This window comes from Aeoliella mucimassa (assembly GCF_007748035.1).
Lineage (GTDB): Bacteria > Planctomycetota > Planctomycetia > Pirellulales > Lacipirellulaceae > Aeoliella > Aeoliella mucimassa.
Map to the genome: position 1 here is coordinate 232,681 of NZ_CP036278.1, position 19,897 is coordinate 252,577.

Below are 19,897 nucleotides of genomic sequence, written 5' to 3' on the forward strand. Positions count from 1 at the left end.
TCGGCCCGAAGGGTAGGCAGCTAGTGACGTCGGAAGCGGAACATCAGCAGGTTTTTCGCGCGGTCGCGCGGTGGCTTTCGACTTTCCGTTTTTTTGCAATCTTTCGCGAGTTTTTGATTCAGATAAGAATTTGAGTCGCCAAAACTTAGCTGCCCTCGATGTCTGGTATGAGCCAGACCAGCCATGCGGCGATACTCCGCAGCACCCACCCGCTGAGGAAGAACGTTGCGAACAGCCACCATGCGTCGAGTCCCTGCTCGCGCAGGCGATCGTAATAGGCACTCCCCAGCAGGGCGGTCGCACTGAACGCCAGGTCGCTTGTCGCGTAGTACACCGCCAGGGCCGGGGCGGATTGCTCGATCGGAACCAGCTTGAGTTTCAGCGTGTCGAGGCTCACGTTCAGCGGGGCGTAGAACATCCACACGACGAACGCGCCGGCCACCCACCATGGGTAGCTCGGCGTCGAGATCAAGAAAAACAGCGGCCCCGTCGCGACAATCAACTGGCAAATGGTCATTAGTCGCCGCGCGCCGAAGCGGTCGATCCACCAACCACTTGTGGGTGCCATGGCGGTTTGCCCGGCGTACATCATCGACCTAAGCCCCACTAGTTGGTGGTAATTAATGTCGAGAACGCGCCAGGGATAAATGGCCTGGGCCGAGCTGGTGATGCCATTGGCAGCGGCAAACCAGCACGAGTACAGCAGCAGCGATGCGTATTTGCGGTCGCTCAGCACGCGGGCCATGGCTCGCCAGGTGTTCGTCGGAGTCGCCTCGTTGTTGCTTGTGCGTGGAGCCAGCCAGAGCAGCGGAACCACGGCCAGCACCAGCATGCCTGCCCCCACGCTGGCCGACCAGTAGAGCGGCACCCACCGCTCGGCACTCGGGTCGAGGTATTCCCAACCAAACGACAGCAGCACGCTTGCGGTGACGCCCACGATCCGACCGACAACGAGGAACCGCTCGCGCCAACCAACGAGCCGCCCGCGGACCGGTGGCGGCATCCAATCGCCTAGCCAGCTCCAGAGGGCGATGGTCGCGATGTATTCGAGCAGATGATACACGCACCAGCAGATCACCAGCGTCGCGATGCCGATGGCTGGGTCGAGACCTTCGCGCGGGGCCGCCAGCTGCGGCATGGCGACCAGCACCATGGCGCTCGCCAGATAGCCAGTCAGGCAAACCACTTTGCGGCGCTGGCCGGTGGTCATCATCGCGGGGGCGACCAATCGCAACAGCCCCGCGAGGTGCGGAGCCGACAGGATCAGCCCGATCGCGATGCCGCTGGCCCCCAGTCCCAAGGCTAGGTACGTGACTAGCGAGGTCGAGACCAATCCATTGCCGATGGCCCACACCAGTGCGTTGGTGTTTGCCAGATGCATGGCTTGTCGAATCGATGCCCCCCGCCGTCCGATCATTGTCGCCGATCCGCTCCCGTCAGGTAATCCATGATCCGCCATAAGCGGAAGGCGACAAACAGCATGCCGGTGAAGCCGGCTCCGCCGCCGATCGAGAGCGAAAGGTTGAGTATCTTAAAGAACGGATCGTTTGCGTCGTCGGCGGTGAGCAGCAGCATGCCGGCCGCGATGGTCGGCACGACGAACGCCAGCCCGAGCATCAGCCCGACGCGCCAACGCGTGGCGGGGATCTCCCGCTCGGCGGACGTGCGAAACAGTTCCGCCCGCGGCCAGAGTCGCGAGTAGAATCCACGCAAGGCCACGTACTGCACGCCGCACAGCGAGTAGGCGACCGCAATCAGGCCCGAGATGGTAAACGACGAGAAGAAGTGGTGGTACAGCCCCGGCGGAGCCGAGCCTGCGAAGTACTGAATGAGCAGAGGAAAGATCACCCCGCCTGGCAGCCAGCCACCCGCGGCGACCAGCAATAGCCACATCGGCAGCATTAGCGTGCGACGCCGGGCCCAGTCGATCTCTTGTTGATCGACCGCCTGGGTTCCTTCGAGTCGCCGCCAGGAGCGAAGCAGCGGCACCAGCAACATCACCCCGGCCAGGATGGCGAGGGGGTAGATCACCAGGTTGTAGCCGAATACCAGCTTTTGGAAGATGGCATGCTGCTCTGGTGAGAACTTGGTGCAGATCTGCGTCGCATTGTAACTGATGTTGAACAAGCTACCGACGAACTGCGGAACGAGTGAGAAGATGACCACCCACAAGATAGGATGGGCTTGCACCGCGCGGGCGATCCAGTGTTGGCGTCGATAACGTCGTTCGTAGCCGCGGAGTTCGCGAACTCCTTGTAAGGCGGCCGCCAGCTCGGCTCCGCTGGCGTAGCGTTTCTCAGGATCGGGATCTAGGCACTTGGCAATGGTGTAGCTAAATGCCTTCTCGGCGTCGCCGGCGCCTTCGACAATGTCGGGACCTGTCACCCCGCGTACCGCTGCCATGCGTTCGACGTACAGCAAGCGGTTGTCGCACTTCGGCGGAAACTCCAGCGGGCTGTCGCCGGTCAGTAGCTCGGCGACTACGATGCCGAGTGAGTATAGGTCGGAGCGTTGGTCGACCGCTTCGGCGGTGACATCGGTATCGGGGTGGAACGCTTCGAGATGTTCCGGCGCCATGTAGGCGAGGGTGCCGCCAAAGCGTTCGTCGACACTCGCGTTCTCGTCGAGCGACTGGAACGAGATGTTAAAGTCGGCCAGCAAAGGTTGCCCGTAGCGATTCACCAACGCGTTGGCCGGTTTGATGTCGCGATGCAGCACCCCCTGGCGATGGGCGTAGTCGACCGCTTCGGCCAGGCAGGCACCGATCCAGCAGGTGGCCTCGAGGTCGTCCATTTCTTCGAGCGCCTCGCGATCGCGAAGCGCGGAGGGATCGAAGATGTCGGTGAGCTTCGACCGCGTATCGACCGAAGCCAATACGTCGGCTCCGCTCCAATGACCACGAGCCTGGCGGATCTGCATGAGGTCGTGAATCACGTCGTTCAGCGGCGCGCCAGGCACCAACTGCATGCAGAGTAGTTTGAGTGTTTGACTGCTATCGACCGTTTCGCTGAACACTTGCACGATGTGCTTGTGCTCGAGCCGCGCCATGGTGCGACCTTCGCTACCAAGGTTGGGAGCAACCTTCAGCGCGACTTGTCGATCGAGCGAGATCTGCCGCGCGAGATACACCACGCCAAACGCCCCGCGCCCAAGCACGCCTTCGACTTCGAAGTCGTCGATGCGATCGCCTGGTTTCATCACGTCGACAGCAAAGCGAACCGAGCCAGTGTAAGGCTGAGTGTTGAGTACTGTGCGAGCGGGCTGCGGCAACGGCGGCGGCATGCTCGGCGCAGCGCCGGTAACGTCGGGCGTTTCGGTTTCGCTAGCCAGGCGAACATCAGATTGCTTGGTGTCGTCAGACATGCAGCAGAGGTGAATTGAGTGGGAGTGTTTCGCCTGGTCGAAACCGCTATTGTAACGCGACAATCGCGTAGCGGAACAAGAATGTAAATAGTGCTAAGCTGTGTGTTCGTTGCGGCTTTTCTAAACGCTACGAGAGGCCTTGCCGTTTGCAAGAACTCTCTGAATTTTGGCAAAGAAATTTTGACCCTTGTTGCCGATTTGATATAATAGAGGTGTAACGAGTTTGGTCCTTATCTTTCTGTTTTCAACAGGAGGCCAACCTATGGAAGATCCGCCTTACAGGCACTGGGGAGGCTGAGCTTTCGGTAGCGAGAGCTACTGCTAGCATGCCTCAAACAGTCACTTTTCTGTCCCAGTGGTTTTTTTGACACAAGGAGTTGTACCAAGCGAAGTAGGCTTGGTCGCCTCGGCGAACAGCTCGCCTTGCTTTCGTGTTGAGTTTTGCATCGTACGCACGTGCCTCGCGAAAAAGGCCGACATCGCTCGGCAGTAGGCACACTCAACTGCCTTGTAGGGCAGCGCTCAACTAACACGAGTAGCTCGTCGTTGCTTTCGCACGCAGGCGCTCCGGCTGGATAACGGCAAGGCCCTTGTCGCCTCTATTTGTGCGGCAAGGGCCTGTGTTTTTATATAGGCCATGCTCAGCGATTGCAACGCCTGCGTGAGCAAAGGTCTCCTCTGTTTCTCGCAGCAATCTTCTTGAGTTCGCATCGCTGTTCTCGATGCGTCGCTGCTATCTTCACTCGATTCTCAACTCGCGCGTGATAGTCGATTTGCCTCTTCCAATGGTGGCAGGCGAACTGTCTCGCTGCGCGAGTAACCCGCACTACGCAGCGTCTTCGCTTTTGAGCATCTTGATCGCGTTAAGAAAGTCGCCGACGTTGGTGTAGCGTTTGTCTGGTTCCGACTCGATGCATTTGAGAATCGCCGCTTCCAAGCGAGGGTCGATTTTCTCATAGAACTGACGGATCGGCGGGGGAGCCGACGCCCCGTGCGACATGGCTGCCATGCCATCGGAGCCACGAGCCCAGGGGAGTTCGAACGCGAAAAGCTCGTACATCGATACGCCGAGTGCGAAAATGTCGAGCCGCTGGTCCGTGGGACGCCGACGTACCACTTCAGGAGCCATGTAGTTCGGCGTGCCGGTGCGGATGCCGGGCTGCATGTATTGTTTCTCGGCCGGCACGGTCAGCCCGAAGTCGATCAGCTTGAGCGACGAGGCGTCTTTGCTGCAGACGAAATTACGAGGGCAGATGTCGCGGTGAATGTAGCCCGCGTCATGCACCACTTTCAGGGCCTCGGCCATCTGTCGGACTAGCGTCAGCCGATTTCCATCAAGCAGCGGGCTCTTGCCGACGATCAGCGAGTTGAGTCCCGGGCCATCGAGAAACTCCATCACGATGTACTGCTGGTTCTTGGTGGTGATGCCGTACTGCAGCGTGGTCACGATGAGGGGGTGGTTGAACGAGCTGGCGATTTCGCCTTCGGTCGGTTTGTCGAGTCCCTTGAACCGCGACTCGAGGGTCTGCGTTTTACCGAGGTCGAGAATCTTCAGCCCTACCATTTGATCGGTTTGGCGGTCGCGAGCCATGTAGAACTCGCTCATGGTGCCCGATACCGCTTCGCGCATGAATTGGTAACGTTTTTGGACGTCGACCTTGCCGCCGTCGAGTATCGATTTGAAAAAGTCGCCAAGTCCCACGATGGAGAGCCTCAAGCTGGGGGGAGTGTGTTCCGTGAATCGTCGTAAGCATCCAATATACCCAGCCGCCGAGAAACGGGGCAATAACTTGGCAGCCCTTCACGAGCCGCCGATGCGGGGATAAATGCTCTAAAAATCTAGCTTATCGGCCGGCATCCGGCCTGGGGAACACTTCCCGGCGCGGCGAGAACTTAGCCAATAATCTCGCTGACGTCGATCAGATGCAGCTGCCGGCCGCTGCCGGTGTGGGGAGAATCGATACAAATCGTGCGACCGTCGCGACTGTAGCGAGGGTGGGTGTCGCAGCGAGATTCCCCGCGGTACTCCGGCGGCAAATAAAACTCGCCGAGCGGCACCAATCGGCTCGTCGGAATGTGAAACAGGAACGGCTTTTGATTCCGATTGCCATCGGGATAGGTGTCCGAAAGCATCCACTCGTTGTTCGTGCCAGGCAGGTAGGTGTTGTGCCCGTTCTGGGTGAGCAGCCCTTCGCCGACCTGCGAGATGTTCGAGGTCTTGTCTTCGAACACGTAGTAGCCAGCCCGACGGCCCGTTGGGTGCGTCCACATGCAGACGTGCTGAGGATCGCGCCAGATGAAGTGCGAGGTGTTGCCCGAGGGATCGAGCACGTACAGGTCGCTGCCATCGATGTTCGCGGTAAACATGCGAGTGGTGAAACCGCCATGCGGCTGGCCGGTCTCCGGGTGCCGAGCCCGCCAGCGATGCAGGAAGATGAACCGCTGCGAGTCGGGGCTCACCAGCAGGTGATTGAAGTAGTGCCAGCGATCGTCGAGCGTGCTGCCTTGGAAGGGGATCTTCGCCACGTCGGCGAGCGACACCAGTAGCGTCGACTCACCGGTCGAAAGATCGACTTTGAAGATTCCCTCGTCGGCCGGAGCGAGTTGCTCCGGATGGCGGTCGTCGAGGCCCACGTAACCGTAGCCCGGGCGCATGCGCTGCAAGCGGGCGAAGTCGAGCGACAGGCCAAACTTGCCATCGGGGCTGATCGTGTAAATCGGGTGGGGCAGGGTGGATTGCTCACCGGTGATCACGTTCTTGCGGCGGGCGACGTAGCGGTCGGCTTCACGATCGTTCCACAGCACCTCGTGCAGGGTGCCAGGGATCCATTGCAACATGCAACCTTGCTGCCATCCCCAGGCCTGGCTCTTGCCGAGCTCGATCCAGTGATCCCCCTGCTCGGTGTTGACCATGCCGACCTGAATGGTATCGCCAGCGCGGGGCGAGCGATGCTCGAAGTCGACCTGGTTCGATAGCACGTATCGATCGGTGGGGTCGAACTGCCATTTGTCGTAGTAGCCAAACCAGTGATGCTTGGGACCTTGCGTGATGGTGCGAACCGGAGGGAAGTCGCGCGACGCTTCGGCGGCCAGCAGACGCGAGCTACCATACAATCCAGCGAGGCCAGCTGCGGTTTGGGCCAGCATGGTTCGGCGGTCGATCATCGGTGAAGCTCCCGGGGCGTGAAAAGTCGCGTGGCCATCGAAGGCCAGTCTGCTTTGCTCCAGGGTACCCACGCGCTCACTCCGCTCGCAAGTTACTCGCTCAGGCTAACCTCTCGGCCTTGCCGCTCCTGCACTGCGACTCCGTCGGCGATTTTGTCGCTGGGATGCAGGATGACTTTGTCGCCGAGTTCGAGCCCGCTGGTAATTTCGGCCTCGAGCCCGTTCTGATTGCCGACTTCTACGCGTACTTGCTTTGCGTGACCTTCCTCGAGCACGAACACCGCCCATCCAGTGTCGGGGCGGAACAGCGAACTGGCCGGCACGCGGAGCACGTCGTTGGCTTCGGCTACCACGATGCGAGCTTCCACCCGAAAACCATCGCCGAGGGTTTGTCGCTCTTCGACCGGATCGGTCAGATCGACCACTACGTTCACACGTTGCTCTTCGACACCAAGCGTCGAGATTTTGGTAAAGCCGCTCGGTTCGACAAGTCGCACGCGTCCGTTGAGTACTTTGTCGCCACCCCAGTGTTCGAACATCACTGCTGCGCCGGGTTTGATCTTTACCGCGTCGCTCGAGAGCACGTCGATCACTACTTCCAGGTCGTGAGGATCGCCAAGCTCCAAGAGCGGCGTGCCGGCGGTCACCACGGCCGAGCTTTCTTGCATCACGCGAAGCACCCGCCCGGTAATGGGGGAGCGGATGGTGTGGTTCCAGCCGCCGTTGCCGTTTTCGCTGGTGGGAGCAGCGTTGTCGTCTTCGCGCGGCTGCGACCGTAGCAGCGCCGACTCGGCTTGTTGCAGCTCGAACTGAGCGATCGACTTGGCGAACTTCGCGCTCCGCAGCCCTTCGCTCGCGGTGCGGAAGCGGGCTTCGGCGTCGTCTAGCTCGTTGGCCGAGATCACCTCGGCGGTCGCTCGGGCGCGGGCCAGTTGCGTTTCGGCGTTGCTCAACTCGATGCGGGCCTGCTCGAGAAGCGGCTCGCTGCGATCGAGTGCCGCCTGGGCTGCGCTCACGCGGGCTTCGGCCTGGGCGATGGTTCGGGCGTCGAGCAGTTCGGGGTCGCGGGGCTCGATGGTCGCCAGCAACGTCTCGCCAGCTTGCACGGGATCGCCAGGGTCGAGGTCGATACGCAACAACCGCCCCATCAGCGGCGACGACACTACATACTTTTCGCGAATGCGGGTCTTGCCATCTTCGTCCACCGTCACGAGCACGGTGCCCTTATCGAGCTTGGCCACGTCCACTTTCACCGGCTCAGGTACAAACAAGCTATAGCCAATCACTCCAACCAGGGCGACCGCGATCAAAATCAAGAACCAGGTGAGCCAACTTTTCATCGTGCGAAGGGGGTAGAGTAATCGTTGCGATAGGATGGGGGATTTGCTGAACTGCAGCACTAAGCGGCTTCCACTACGCGCTCGATAACATCAAGCGTGCTTTCCTCTAGCGGGCCGGTCTGCAGATAGCGTTGTCGTGTGATGGCGGTCTTCAGGTACTTCTTGGCGTCGATATCGATCTTGCCTTCGTCGAGCAGCTGCCCCAAGCCAGTTGCAATCATCGTGGTGTCCAAGGTGATCAGGTCGTAACTGTCCGCGAGTAAGGCACCTTCAGGATTAGCAAGATCTTTTGCTATTTGTTCTGGCGTGGTCAGCGAGTCGTTGTAAGCGGCAAGTTGTCCCATGAGTATCCAGTCGAAACACTCGGTGAGTGGTGCGGTGGGATGTTCGTTTCTCCAACGTCGCCATTCATAGTAGGCGTCGAATCCTTCGTCGCTCCCAAAAGGATTGCCCTCGTCGGCACAATCCCAGAAGAGATTGTCCGTCATTAGTTCCCGCGCACGCGGGTGGGCAAGCTCTGGTTCGTTGAATGGATCGTGTTCTTCGTCACACATCGTGGTTGTACCTCACGGCGTAAGTTCGTGTTGCAACTATCCTACTCTTTCGACTTCAGCACCGCGATGAGGTCTAAGTGATCAAGTTTCGAGCGAACCAGCAGCGACGACGCCAGCGAAGCGGTAAGCACTACCGAAACCGCCAAGGCGTAGGTGGATCGTTCGATGATAAAGGGAAACCGAAACGCTTCTTCGTCGGCCAGGAAGGTCGACAGGAAGTAAGCAAAGCACCAGCCGAGCCCCATGCCGAGCGGCAGCGCCAGCACGGTGATTGTGCCTAGCTCGCCGAGCAGGATGGCCGAAATCTCCTGGCGGGTGAAACCGATAACGCGAAGCGTTGCCAGTTCGCGACTACGCTCCGAGAGCGTGATGCGAGCGCCGTTGTACACGACGCCGAGCGCGATAATCACGGCAAACGTCAGGTTAATGGTTTTCATCGTGCCGAGGTTCTTCGACACCGTGTCTTGAAAACTGTTGAGCGAATGCTGCTTCACGTTCACGGCCGCCACTTGCGGGGTGTGCTTCAGTTCGTTGTAAACGTTCTCGGCTTGGTTGGGATCCACACGCAGATAAGCGCCTGTCGCCCGCGGGCCTTCGCGCATCAGGCGATTAAGTTCGGTCAGGTTCATGTAGACGTTCAGCCCCGCCAGGTCGTCGAGTATCGTGACGATCGGCAACCGAATCGTGGGGCGTTTGCCTTCGAGGGTTTCGATGGTCAGGTAGTCGCCGACCTCGGCTTCGAGCATCGTGGCTAGCTTCTTCGACACGATCAGCCCCGACGGCGGTGGCTGCCAGCTTTCCAGATGGCGGTCGATAAGTTGCAGCAGCGACACATCGGTCGGCAGCGAACGGATCGCCGTGCGGCGGTACCGCGAGCCGTTGCGTACCCGCGCGGGGATGGTCCGCATCGGCTCTGCTTGCATCACTCCTGGGATGTTGGCCAACTCGTACGAAAGGTCGGTCGATAGCGGTTCGACCGTGGTCACTTGCACGTCGAACAACTGCATGCGGAAGTACTGCGAGTCGATCACAAAGTCGATGCTGTCCTGAATGTACTGCCCTACGACGATGATGGCGACCGACAAACTGATGGCAAAGATCGAGATCGACGTTTTGATCTTCTGACGCTCGAGCTGACGCACCACCATGCGGGCGACGTTCGGCAGGTGGTGGCCGATGCCGAGCCGCTCGAAGAACGTCGGTTTGAAGTTGGCCGGCGGCTCAGGCCTCATCGCTTCGGCCGGCGGAATGCGAACCGCTCGCCAGATGGCCCCCGCAGCACCTCCGCAAGCAGCGGTCGAGGCCACCGTGACTGCCAGGGCGACGATGCTCCAGCGGACGCTCACGAAGATCTCGGGGTACTGATATACCCGCGCGAGCAGCTCGGTGACGATGCCAGCCAGAAAGGTGCCGCCGATTGTGCCGACCACCGAGCCGACGCAGGTGATCAGCAGCACCAGCTTCATGTAGTGCCAGGCGATGTCGAGGTTGGTGTAGCCAAACGCCTTGAGGGCGGCAATCTGTTCGCGCTGCAGGCTCAGCATGCGGGTGAGCACCACGTTGAATAGAAACGCGGCGACCCCCAGGAAGATGCTCGGCGCAATCAGCCCGGTGGTCTTCAGCCCGTTGATGTCCCCTTCGAGAATCATGTGCGAGATCTGATCCTTGCGCCCGTACGCGCCGCTGCCCCCGTAGGGGTCGAGCAGTTCGTCGGTGCGAAAAATTACCTCGTCGACATTCGTGCCATGCAGCAGCTCAAACGAAACATCGTTGAATGCCCCTTCCATGTTGAACGCTTGCGACAGGGCTTCGTGATTCATCCAGAGCACGCCAAAGTGTTTGGCGTCGGGCACCAGATCGCCTGGTTTGATCTGAAACACGTACTCCGGCGACAGCACCACGCCGACCACTTGCAGTTTCTTGAGCCGGCCATTGATCACGGCCGAAATCTCGGAGCCCACCTGCAACTGGTTCGCGTCGGCAAACTTCTCGCTCGCCAGCACTTCGTCGTCCGCGCCCGGAGTGAGCCATCGGCCGCGCCGGAGGTATAGCTTATTGAGCAACGGCTTGCGCGTGTCGGGCACGCTGATCAGTCGCCCGACCACCGGTTCGTTCACGTTCTCGAGGTCGAGGTTCACCCCTTCGACGATGCGGGTCTCGAGCCGCGCGACGCCGGGGATCTCGGCCAGGCGGCCTTTGAGCGAGTCGGGCGCGCGCTTCACGCTGGCAAACACTTCGGCGAAGCTCGAGCGTTCGTAGAATGCCGAGCGGGTCGATTCGAGCGAGCGAAGCGTGTTCTGCGAATTCACAAAGGTCGCCACGCCGGAGGCAATCACCAACGAAATGGCAATGGCCTGCCCCCACAGCGAGCGAAGGTCGCGAAGCAACTTGCGGTCGAGGGAACTTAGCATCGCGACAGGAGCGGGTAAAAGGGGCTCGGGGGCAGGGGCCTTTCGAGCGTTATCAAAGTTACTATTCCAGTGAGTTGTTGGTCAGCCGCGGGACAGTCCGCCGCCACTACAGAACATGGAGGTGCAACTTGCATTAGTCTACCCGAGTTCGTCGTGGCCGACGAGTTCGGTGCTGGAGGATGTCGTAGAGCGCAACTTTTTTGCGACGAAGTCCAACCTACAGGTCATTTAAGACATGTTGCTCCGAAACCGTCGGCGGTTGTTCGCAGGCGTTGTCGCCGGGGGAAGAAATCCCCACGAACCTCCGCGATTTCGCTGGGAAATGGCCACCTAATGTGTTAGTGTACAGGTGTTGACTTTGGTGGTGTGGCGATGGCCATTGCGACCCACTACCGTAATAAAAATGGAGACCGATCGGACGCTAGCAAGCAGAACTCGTTGAATCTTAACAATCAGTACAACCGCTGCCACCGCCGGGGGGCCTGTCGGCTTTTCAGTCGATGGGGAGAGGGCTACTCGCCAGGGCAGCGGTCAATGGCGCTGCCAGCGACTCGGTGAGCGCGAGTTTTTTCGGCAATACTCTCCCGACCTCGACGAATACGCAGTCACACGCAGCTTCTTCGGCAAAGCGGAAGCTACGCTACGGTAGCAATTTCCGCAAATCAGCCTTGGTTGTTGTGCGAATCACCTTCTTCATGGATCGCTACGATGGACGATAACGACAAAGACGTGATCATTATGGACTCCGACAACGACGGCCCGACCAATACCCTGCTCAAGAAACTAGTGAAGCTTGGCCCGATTGCGATCGTGCTGTTTCTGATGTTCCTGATGGGCTTTGCCTGGTTCGTGTATACGAACTGTCGGATCAACGTGCCTGCGCGGCACATCGCGGTGCTTACCCGCAAGACCGGCATCAACATGGAGAACTCGCAGGAAGTGGCCGCCGATGCGGACCACAAGGGACTGCAGATGCAGGTGCTCTCCGAAGGGCGGTACTTCAAGAACCCTTATACCTGGGACTGGAAAGTCTACCCCATGGTCGAGATCCCCGCCGACAAGATGGGCGTGCGGGTGCGGCTGTATGGCGACGACCTTCCTTACGGGCACTTCATTGCGTTCGACAAGAATCAAAAGGGCATTATTAAAGAGGTGCTGAAACCAGGTCGGTATGCCCTCAATGCGATGGTGATCGATCGGGTGACCAAGCAAGAAGTCGGCGGCAACCGCCGGCATCGTAGCGACTTTGTCGAGGTAATCGAGCTGTGGGACCCCAAGGTGATTCCCGCTGGTTACAAAGGCATTGTCACCAACCTGGCTGGCCCGATGCCGGAGGATCCCAACGAACTGCTCGTGGAGGAAGGCTTCCGCGGGCCGCAAGAGAAAACGCTCGACCCGCAGACCTATTATCTGAATCCCTATCTCTATCGCATCAACTCCATCGACACCCGCTCGCAGCGGTTTAACCTGTCGATCGGCATGGACATGACCTTTCCCTCGAAGGATGGTTTTCCCATTTCGCTCGACGGCATTATCGAGTTTCGCGTGGTGCCCGAAACCGCCGCCGAGACTTACGTTACTTACAACGACGTGACCAACGACGAAGATGGAGCCAGCGACATTTCGCAGGAAATCATCAACAAGGTCATCATGCCCAACGCTCGGGCGTTCTGCCGGTTGCGTGGTTCGAATACCTCGGCTCGCGAGTTGATCGGCGGCGAAACCCGTACCGCTTTCCAGGCAGAGTTCCAGAACGCGATCACCAAAACCTGCAAGGAGCAAGGCATCGAGATCGTGCAGGCGTTGATCACCAAGATTAAACCGCCGCAAGCGATTGCCGAGCCGCTTCGCGACCGCGAAGTCAGCGCGCAGCAGCTAAAGCAGTACACGCAGCAGATTCTTCAACAACAGCAGGAAGCAAAGCTTGCGACCGAAAAAGCGTTGATCGAACAACGACGCGAAGTGATTGGTGCCGATCGCGAAGTAGTGGAAGTCGTGACCCTCGCCAAGGAAGAACAGCAAGTCGCCCTCGAAGCGGCCAATCGCGATAAGGCGGTCGCCGAGCAAAAGCTCGAAGCGGCCAAGGACGAAGCCGAAGCCTTGCTGGCCCGGGCCACCGCCAAGGCGGCCGTGATCGGGTACGAGAACGAAGCCGACGCCGCGGGTTGGCGGAAGGCGGTCGAGGCCCTCGGCAACAATGGCGACGCCTACGCTCGTTACGTGTTGTACCAGAAGCTCGCTCCCGGTTATCGCAACATCATGGCCAACACGGCCGACTCGCCGCTGATGGACATCTTTCAATCGTTCGGCAGCAGCGCGGTAGCGGCTCCTCCCGCAGCAAACCAACCCGTCGCACCAAGTCCTGAAGTGGAGCAAGCTCCGCCAGCCGTGATGCCGGTCGAGGAATCTTCTGCCGCAGTAGACGAAGTTCCCGCCGAAGCAGAAACGCCTGTACCGGCGGCTGAGTAGCGCGACGCATCCAATCACTAAAGCACACTATCTACTCGTTCCCCGAGCGAGGTCAAACAAATGAATCGACTTTTATCTGCCTTAGCTGTTTTTCTGGTTCTGCTATCGCTCACCGCGTGGTTTATCGTGGAGTGGGGCGTGAACCGGGTGTATGTGGAGGATGGCCAAAGCCTGCGACTCCGCTACAAGGGGGCCATCCTGTTTGGTAAGAACGAACGCGCGAAACCAGGCCATTGGGCCGAAGAAGGGCAGGTCGGCGTGCTCGCGAAACTTCGCGGGCCTGGCCGTCACTTCTATTGCCCGGTCTGGTGGGAACGCGAAGTGATCGACGACGTGGTGATTCTCCCCGGCGAAGTCGGTGTAGTAACTTGCAAGCTCGGCGACGACCTGCCTGATGGCGAGTTTCTCGTCGACGGCGACATCGGCGCTACCAAGTTCAAAGGCATCCTCCGCAAAGTGCTGCACCCTGGGCGGTATCGCATTAACGACTACGGTTACGAAGTAACAAAGGTCAAGCTGCAGGAGTTCACCTCGGGCAATAGCGAGAAGAAGGCAGGCTGGGTTGAGATTCCCACTGGCTACGTCGGCGTCGTTACCAACCTAGCCAGCAACAAGCTGACCGGCGCCAAGGCCGGCATCGCCAAGGAAGTGCTGCCGCCCGGCATCTACCTGATTAACGGTCGCGAGCAAAACATCGACATCGTCGAAGTCGGCTACCGCTACAACTCGATTCAGGTGGAAGTGAAGCGCGACGCGCAAGGCAACGAAGTGGTCGACGAAAACGGCGAGCGAGTCATCGCCGACGAAGACAGCGGCATTCAATTTCCCTCGAGCGACGGTTTCTCGATGCATCTCGACTTTACCGCGATCTGGGGTCTGATGCCCGATCAGGCACCGCATGCGATTCGCACCATCGGCAACGTGAAAGCGATTGAAGAGAAAATCGTGCTGCCGCAGATCGAGTCGATCCTTCGCAATCGTGGTTCCGAGTATAAAGCGGTCGAGCTGCTGGTTGGCGACGATCGCGAGAAGTACCAGGAGGAGAGCCTCGCGGAGTTCCATCGTGTGCTCGACGCCAAGCAAATCACTTTGCTGTACGGTCTGGTTCGCCACGTTTACATTCCCGAACAGGTTCGCAAGCCGATCCAAATGTCGTTCATTGCCGACGAACTCACCCTGACCCGCGAGCAAGAGCAACTGACTGCGAAGGAAGAAGCGAAGCTTCGCGAATCGGAAGAGCAGGTGTCGCTCGCCAGCCGCACCGTGGAAGTCGATACCAAGAAGCAAGTCGCTGGCCGCAATGCCGAGGGGGATCGCGAAGCCGAAACGATTCGCGCCGAGACGATTCGTAAGATCGCGGCCATCGAAAAGGAAACTGCGGCCCTCGAAGCCGAGGCCGAACGCGTGCTCGGCGAAGCCGAGAACCAAGGCAAGAAGCTGGTAGAAGAAGCCACGTCGGATCGCTTCCGCCTGGCCGTCGAGGCGTTCGGCTCGCCCGAAGCCTATAACAACTGGGTCTTCGCTTCCGGCCTGCCCGACGACGTGAAGCTGCAGTTGCTGTACGCCGGTCCTGGCACGCTGTGGACCGACATGAGCAAAAGCGACGGCGGCTTCGGAGTCCGCGCGATGCTGCCGATCGACAACACCGCGCCGGCACCCACCAAGAAGCCGGCGAGCCCGAAGAAGTAGCTCGCTGGAAAGCCGGCCAACTCGAACCCAATAGTCGCAGTGCTCTCCCCCCATGAGTTGGGGAGGGCAGTGCGGCTTTCTCATTTAGCTGCCCCGCTTTCCCCTCAAAGCCGGCGGTTTTGCTAGGAAATGGCCACCCAATGTGGTACACTACGTGTTCGCATGAACATGCGTGTGTGACCTGAACAGCCTGCCCGAAATAAAGCCCCCAGGGGGCAAAACGAGTTTCCACTTACGACCGATGAGCTATTCGCAAACCATTACTGAAAAAGAACTTACGACAACCGATGTCGGCGTAAGAATTGCCCCCACCCATCGATTTTCCGACATTTGGGGGCAAAACCACCCTGGCGGCACCCCGTGGTCGGTTCCGCTAGGCGATGCGATGTCGCCGCGCTACAATTGCTGGTAACCATGGACGATAAACCTGTGGTCGCTGACCAGCCGGCTCCCAATCGGGGGGCCCTGGAGATGCTGACCGCCGAGCTTGAACAACTTCAAGGCTTCGCCGACGTGCAGGCCAGTCTGCTGGCTGGGCACAGCGCCACGTTGGGCGGTGTCTGGGGGTCGTCGTGCGCGCTGGTCGCGGCCACCCTGGCAAGCGACTGCCCCGCGACGCTCGTCGTCGTGACCCCGCGTCCTGCGACCATCGACACCCTGGCCGACGACCTGGAGCTATTCACCAAGTTGCCAGTGATGTCGTTCCGTCCGAGCGAAGCGAACACCTCGCGAACCGTGGTGATCGACGAAATCGAAGGCGAGCGGCTGCGGGTGGTCAAGCACTTGGCTGCCGACGACACGCCGCCCAAGCTGGTGGTCACCTCGATCCAGGCGCTCATGCAGCCGGTGCCGAATCGCGAAACGCTGGCCAGCTGCACGCGTCGTATCTCGGTCGGCGACACGATCGACCTCGAAGAGCTGGCCGAGTGGCTCAGCGAGCGGGGGTGCCATGGCACGTCGGCCGTCGAGCTGCCCGGCGAGTTTGCCGTGCGGGGTGGCATTGTCGACATCTTCCCCCCCGACGCGCTGGTGCCCGCCCGCATCGAACTGTTCGGCGACGAGATCGACTCGATCCGCGAGTTCGACGTTGCGACGCAGCGGAGTCACGACCCGCTGAAGCATCTCGACGTCACGCTGCTCGATGCGAACTCGTCGGCCCGGTCGCATTTAACGTCGCTGCTTGCCGAGGGTAGCTGGTTTGTGCTGGTCGAGCCGACCGACATCGATGAGGAGGGACGCTACTTTCACGAGCGACAAGACTCGCCGCAAAAGCTGCACAGCACCCGAACCACGCTGGCCGAAATCTACAAGTTTCCGTCGGTCACCGCGGCTGGCATCCCGAGCGGCTCCTACGAAACTACCTGCCATCTCGGGTTCGAGAGCGTCGAGCGTTTCAGCGGCGACCTGAAGAAGGTGCGCGACGAACTGGAAAGCGTCGCTGGCACCGAGCGAGTCCTGCTGGCGTGCGAAACGCCGGCCGAGATCCAACGACTCGAAGAACTGTTTGCCGGCAGTCCCTTGCTCAAGAAAAAGCAAATGGACTTCGTGATCGGCCGATTGCACGAAGGATTTCGCATCGTCACGCGGCAAACGGTGCTGCTTTCGTCGGCCGAGTTGTTCCATCGCCATGCCAGCGTGGCTCGCAATACGCGAAGCTACCAAGGTCGGGCGATCGACAGTTTCCTGGAGCTGAAAAAAGGCGACTTGGTGGTGCATGTCGCTCACGGTATCGGTCGCTACCGTGGCATCAAGCTGCTCGAGAAAGAAGGTCGCTCCGAAGAGCACCTGGAGATCGAATACGACGGCGGTACCCGCATCTACGTGCCGAGTTTCCGCATTGAGCTGGTGCAGAAATACGTCGGCGGCAAGAAGCTGAAGCCGGCCCTCGCGAAGATCGGCGGGCAGGCTTGGGCGCGGCACAAGAAGGCGGCCGAAAAGGCGGTGCACGACCTGGCGGCCGAGATGATCGAACTGGCTGCGAAACGCGACGCCCGCCCTGGCATCCGCTTCCCCGACGACACCCCTTGGCAAAAAGAGTTCGACGCGGCCTTCCCCTACCAGGAAACGCCCGACCAGTTGCGGGCGGTGGTCGACATCAAGGCCGACATGCAGCAACCGCGGCCGATGGACCGACTGCTCTGCGGCGACGTCGGCTTCGGCAAAACCGAGATGGCCATGCGGGCGGCGTTCAAAGCGGTCGACGCTGGCTACCAGGTGGCCGTGCTGGTACCGACCACGGTGCTGGCCGAGCAGCATTGCCGCACGTTCCGCGAGCGGATGGCCGAGTTCCCCTACGAGATTGCCTCGGTCTCGCGATTCAGCACCGATCGCCAGCAACGCAAAACCATCGCGGCCGCCAAGGAAGGGAAAGTCGACATCCTGATCGGCACCCACCGCCTGGCGTCGAAAGACGTGGAGTTCCAGAACCTGGGGCTGCTGATCATCGACGAAGAACAGCGGTTTGGCGTCGCGATCAAAGAGCGGCTCAAATCCATGCGAACCGTGGTCGACGTGCTGACGATGACCGCGACCCCGATTCCCCGCACGCTGCACATGTCGCTGCTCGGGGTGCGATCGATTTCGAACCTCGAGACCCCGCCGGCCGATCGCGTGGCGGTAGAGACTCGCGTCACCCGCTTCAACGGCGAGCTAATCCGCAGCGCGCTGCTTCGCGAATTGAACCGCGGCGGCCAGGCCTACTTCGTGCATAACCGAGTGCACGACATTAAGACCGTCGCCGAGCGGCTGAACGAAATCGTGCCTGAAGCCCGCATCGGCATCGGCCATGGTCAGATGGCGGAAAGAGAGCTCGAAAAAGTGATGGTGAAGTTTGTGAACCAGGAGTACGACATCCTGCTAGCAACCACCATTATCGAGAGCGGGCTCGACATTCCCAACGCGAACACCATGTTCATCGACGACGCCGACCGCTACGGCCTGGCCGACTTGCACCAGCTTCGCGGGCGCGTGGGGCGGTACAAGCATCGCGCGTACTGCTATCTGCTGGTCGACGAAAACCGGCACCTCACGCCGGAAGCGGCGCGCCGGTTGCGGGCGATCGAGGAGTTCAGCCAGATGGGGGCCGGCTTCGCCCTGTCGATGCGCGACCTGGAGATCCGCGGTGCTGGCAACCTGCTAGGCACCCAGCAAAGTGGTCACATCGCTGCAGTGGGTTACGAGATGTACTGCGCGATGCTCGAAAAAGCAGTGCGGCAGTTCAAGAATCTGCCGCCGCCGGAAGTGATTGACGTGAACATCGACCTGCCGGGCTCAGCGTATTTGCCGCCGCAGTACGTGAGCGACTCGCGGACAAAGATCGATCTCTACCGCCGGCTGGCGCGGATCACGTCGATCGAGGGGCTCACCGAGTTTGCGAGTGAGCTGGTCGACCGCTTCGGCCCGCTGCCGGAGTTGGTCGAAGGCCTGCTCGAGCGAGGTCGGTTGCGGGTCTGGGCGCACCAGTGGGGCATTCACTCGCTGCACCGCGATGGTCGGTACGTGGTGCTAGCGTATGGCAATCGAGTGAAGCTGCGTGAGCTAGTGGAACGCGCCGGCGGTCGACTGCGCGTTGCCGACCAGGTGAGCGCGTATTATCTGCTCGAAAACCCCGACGGTTCGCCCGACGAACTGCTGGCAGAGATCAAATCGCTCTTGCAGCCAGCCGCCGTGGCTGCCTAAACTCTGCCGCCCTGTTGTTATCGCCGCAGGCGACCCGCATGGGTCGTCGGCTTGTAAAACCCTTATCTCCGGAATGCGTTGTACGTCGTGATCAGACTCATTGCACTGCTCATCGCACTTGTTGTTTCGCCGTTGGTGCTCGCCCAGCAGCCTCCGGCGTCGAATTCCTCGCCAGCTGGCCCGCGCAAATTGCAAGCGTGCCAGGTGATAGCGCGGGTCGATAATCAGGTGGTGCTGGTGAGCGATGTGTTATGGCAAGTGAATATGATCATTGCCGACAACATCAATCAGATTCCCCCCGATCAGCTCGACGAAACTCGGCAGCAGATCATCGAAAGTCAGCTGCGGCAGTACATCGATACCAAGCTGATTTATGCCGACTTCCGCCGCGAAGCACAGATGGCCGACATGGGGTCGATTCGCAAGCAGTTGGACGAACCGTTTTACAGCGGCGGCACCACCGGCGATCAGCCCGGTACCGTGCCTGGACTGATGAAGATGGTCAACGCCACGTCGATGACCGAATTGGAAGTGAAGCTCGCCCAGCTTGGTACCTCGCTGACCGAACGCAAGGAAGCTTACGTCGAACAGGCAATCGTCGGCACCTGGGTACAGAACAAGGTGAAGGTCGACAAACCGACCTACGCCCAGCTTTCGGAGTACTACCAGGAGCACCTCGAAGAGTACTCGTTCCCCACTCAAGTGAAGTGGGAAGAGCTGAGCGTGAGCTACGCGGGCGGGAGTTCGCGACAAGCGGCCCAGCAGAAGATCGTGGAAGCGGGCAACCTGGCGTTCGAAGCGGCTCAGAAAAATCCCGCCGCTGGCACGCCGATCTTCGCGGAGCTTGCTCCGAAGTACTCCGATGGATTTAACGCCAGCGAAGGTGGGCTGTACGACTGGACCACCAAGGGTTCGCTGGTCGACACCAAGTTGGACGACGCCATCTTTAGCCTGCCAGTCGGAGCACTCAGCCCGATTATCGATTCGGGTTCCGCGCTGCACATCGTGCGAGTGGTCGAACGTCGCGAAGAGGGCAGCACTCCCTTTGCCGACGTGCAAGACGAAATTCGTAAGAAGATGATGAACGAACAGTTCAACACGCAGGTGCAGGATTTCATTAGCCAGCTGCGCCGCAAGACCCGCATCTGGACGATCTACTCCGGCGATACCACCGCCGAGGCATTTCTCACGCAGCCCGGACAGTCGCGGCGATAGTCGCCAAGCGACG

General features: G+C 60.0%; 11 protein-coding genes. 4 read left to right on the top strand and 7 right to left on the bottom strand.

Annotation, left to right across the window (positions count from 1 at the left end; all coding sequences use genetic code 11):
- Positions 1–145: 145 nt before the first annotated feature.
- From Pan181_RS00915 to Pan181_RS00945, 7 genes are all read right to left on the bottom strand, one after another.
- Positions 146–1,381, bottom strand: a complete 1,236-nt coding sequence (locus tag Pan181_RS00915; RefSeq protein ID WP_197528759.1) for an MFS transporter — start codon at positions 1,379–1,381, stop codon at positions 146–148.
- 32 nt (positions 1,382–1,413) lie between these two features.
- Entirely contained in the window at positions 1,414–3,363 is a 1,950-nt protein-coding gene (locus Pan181_RS00920; protein ID WP_145245049.1) for a serine/threonine-protein kinase, read from the bottom strand.
- Positions 3,364–4,189: 826 nt separating this feature from the next.
- Positions 4,190–5,080, bottom strand: coding sequence for a serine/threonine protein kinase (locus Pan181_RS00925; RefSeq protein WP_231943715.1), 891 nt, complete (start codon positions 5,078–5,080; stop codon positions 4,190–4,192).
- Between the two features lie 176 nt (positions 5,081–5,256).
- Positions 5,257–6,528: a hypothetical protein gene (locus Pan181_RS00930; protein ID WP_145245050.1), complete on the bottom strand. Its 1,272-nt coding sequence runs from the start codon at positions 6,526–6,528 to the stop codon at positions 5,257–5,259.
- Positions 6,529–6,620: 92 nt separating this feature from the next.
- Entirely contained in the window at positions 6,621–7,868 is a 1,248-nt protein-coding gene (locus Pan181_RS00935) for an efflux RND transporter periplasmic adaptor subunit (protein WP_145245051.1), read from the bottom strand.
- Between the two features lie 59 nt (positions 7,869–7,927).
- A complete protein-coding gene (locus Pan181_RS00940; RefSeq protein ID WP_145245052.1) occupies positions 7,928–8,422 on the bottom strand; it encodes a molybdate metabolism regulator in 495 nt (164 codons plus the stop codon).
- A gap of 41 nt (positions 8,423–8,463) precedes the next feature.
- Positions 8,464–10,833 carry an ABC transporter permease gene (locus Pan181_RS00945; RefSeq protein WP_145245053.1) on the bottom strand — a complete coding sequence of 790 codons (2,370 nt, stop codon included), beginning with the start codon at positions 10,831–10,833 and terminating at the stop codon, positions 8,464–8,466.
- Positions 10,834–11,541: 708 nt separating this feature from the next.
- Between Pan181_RS00945 and Pan181_RS00950 the strand changes: the two genes are divergently transcribed.
- The 4 genes from Pan181_RS00950 (at position 11,542) to Pan181_RS00965 (ending at position 19,884) form a co-directional block, all read left to right on the top strand.
- Positions 11,542–13,302, top strand: a complete 1,761-nt coding sequence (locus tag Pan181_RS00950; RefSeq protein WP_145245054.1) for an SPFH domain-containing protein — start codon at positions 11,542–11,544, stop codon at positions 13,300–13,302.
- 60 nt (positions 13,303–13,362) lie between these two features.
- On the top strand, positions 13,363–14,991 hold the full coding sequence (locus Pan181_RS00955; RefSeq protein ID WP_145245055.1) for an SPFH domain-containing protein: 1,629 nt from the start codon (positions 13,363–13,365) through the stop codon (positions 14,989–14,991).
- Positions 14,992–15,405: 414 nt separating this feature from the next.
- Positions 15,406–18,669 (top strand): transcription-repair coupling factor, encoded by a 3,264-nt coding sequence (gene mfd, locus Pan181_RS00960; protein WP_145245056.1) that lies wholly within the window; start codon positions 15,406–15,408, stop codon positions 18,667–18,669.
- Between the two features lie 87 nt (positions 18,670–18,756).
- Positions 18,757–19,884: a peptidylprolyl isomerase gene (locus Pan181_RS00965; protein ID WP_145245057.1), complete on the top strand. Its 1,128-nt coding sequence runs from the start codon at positions 18,757–18,759 to the stop codon at positions 19,882–19,884.
- Positions 19,885–19,897: the final 13 nt, after the last annotated feature.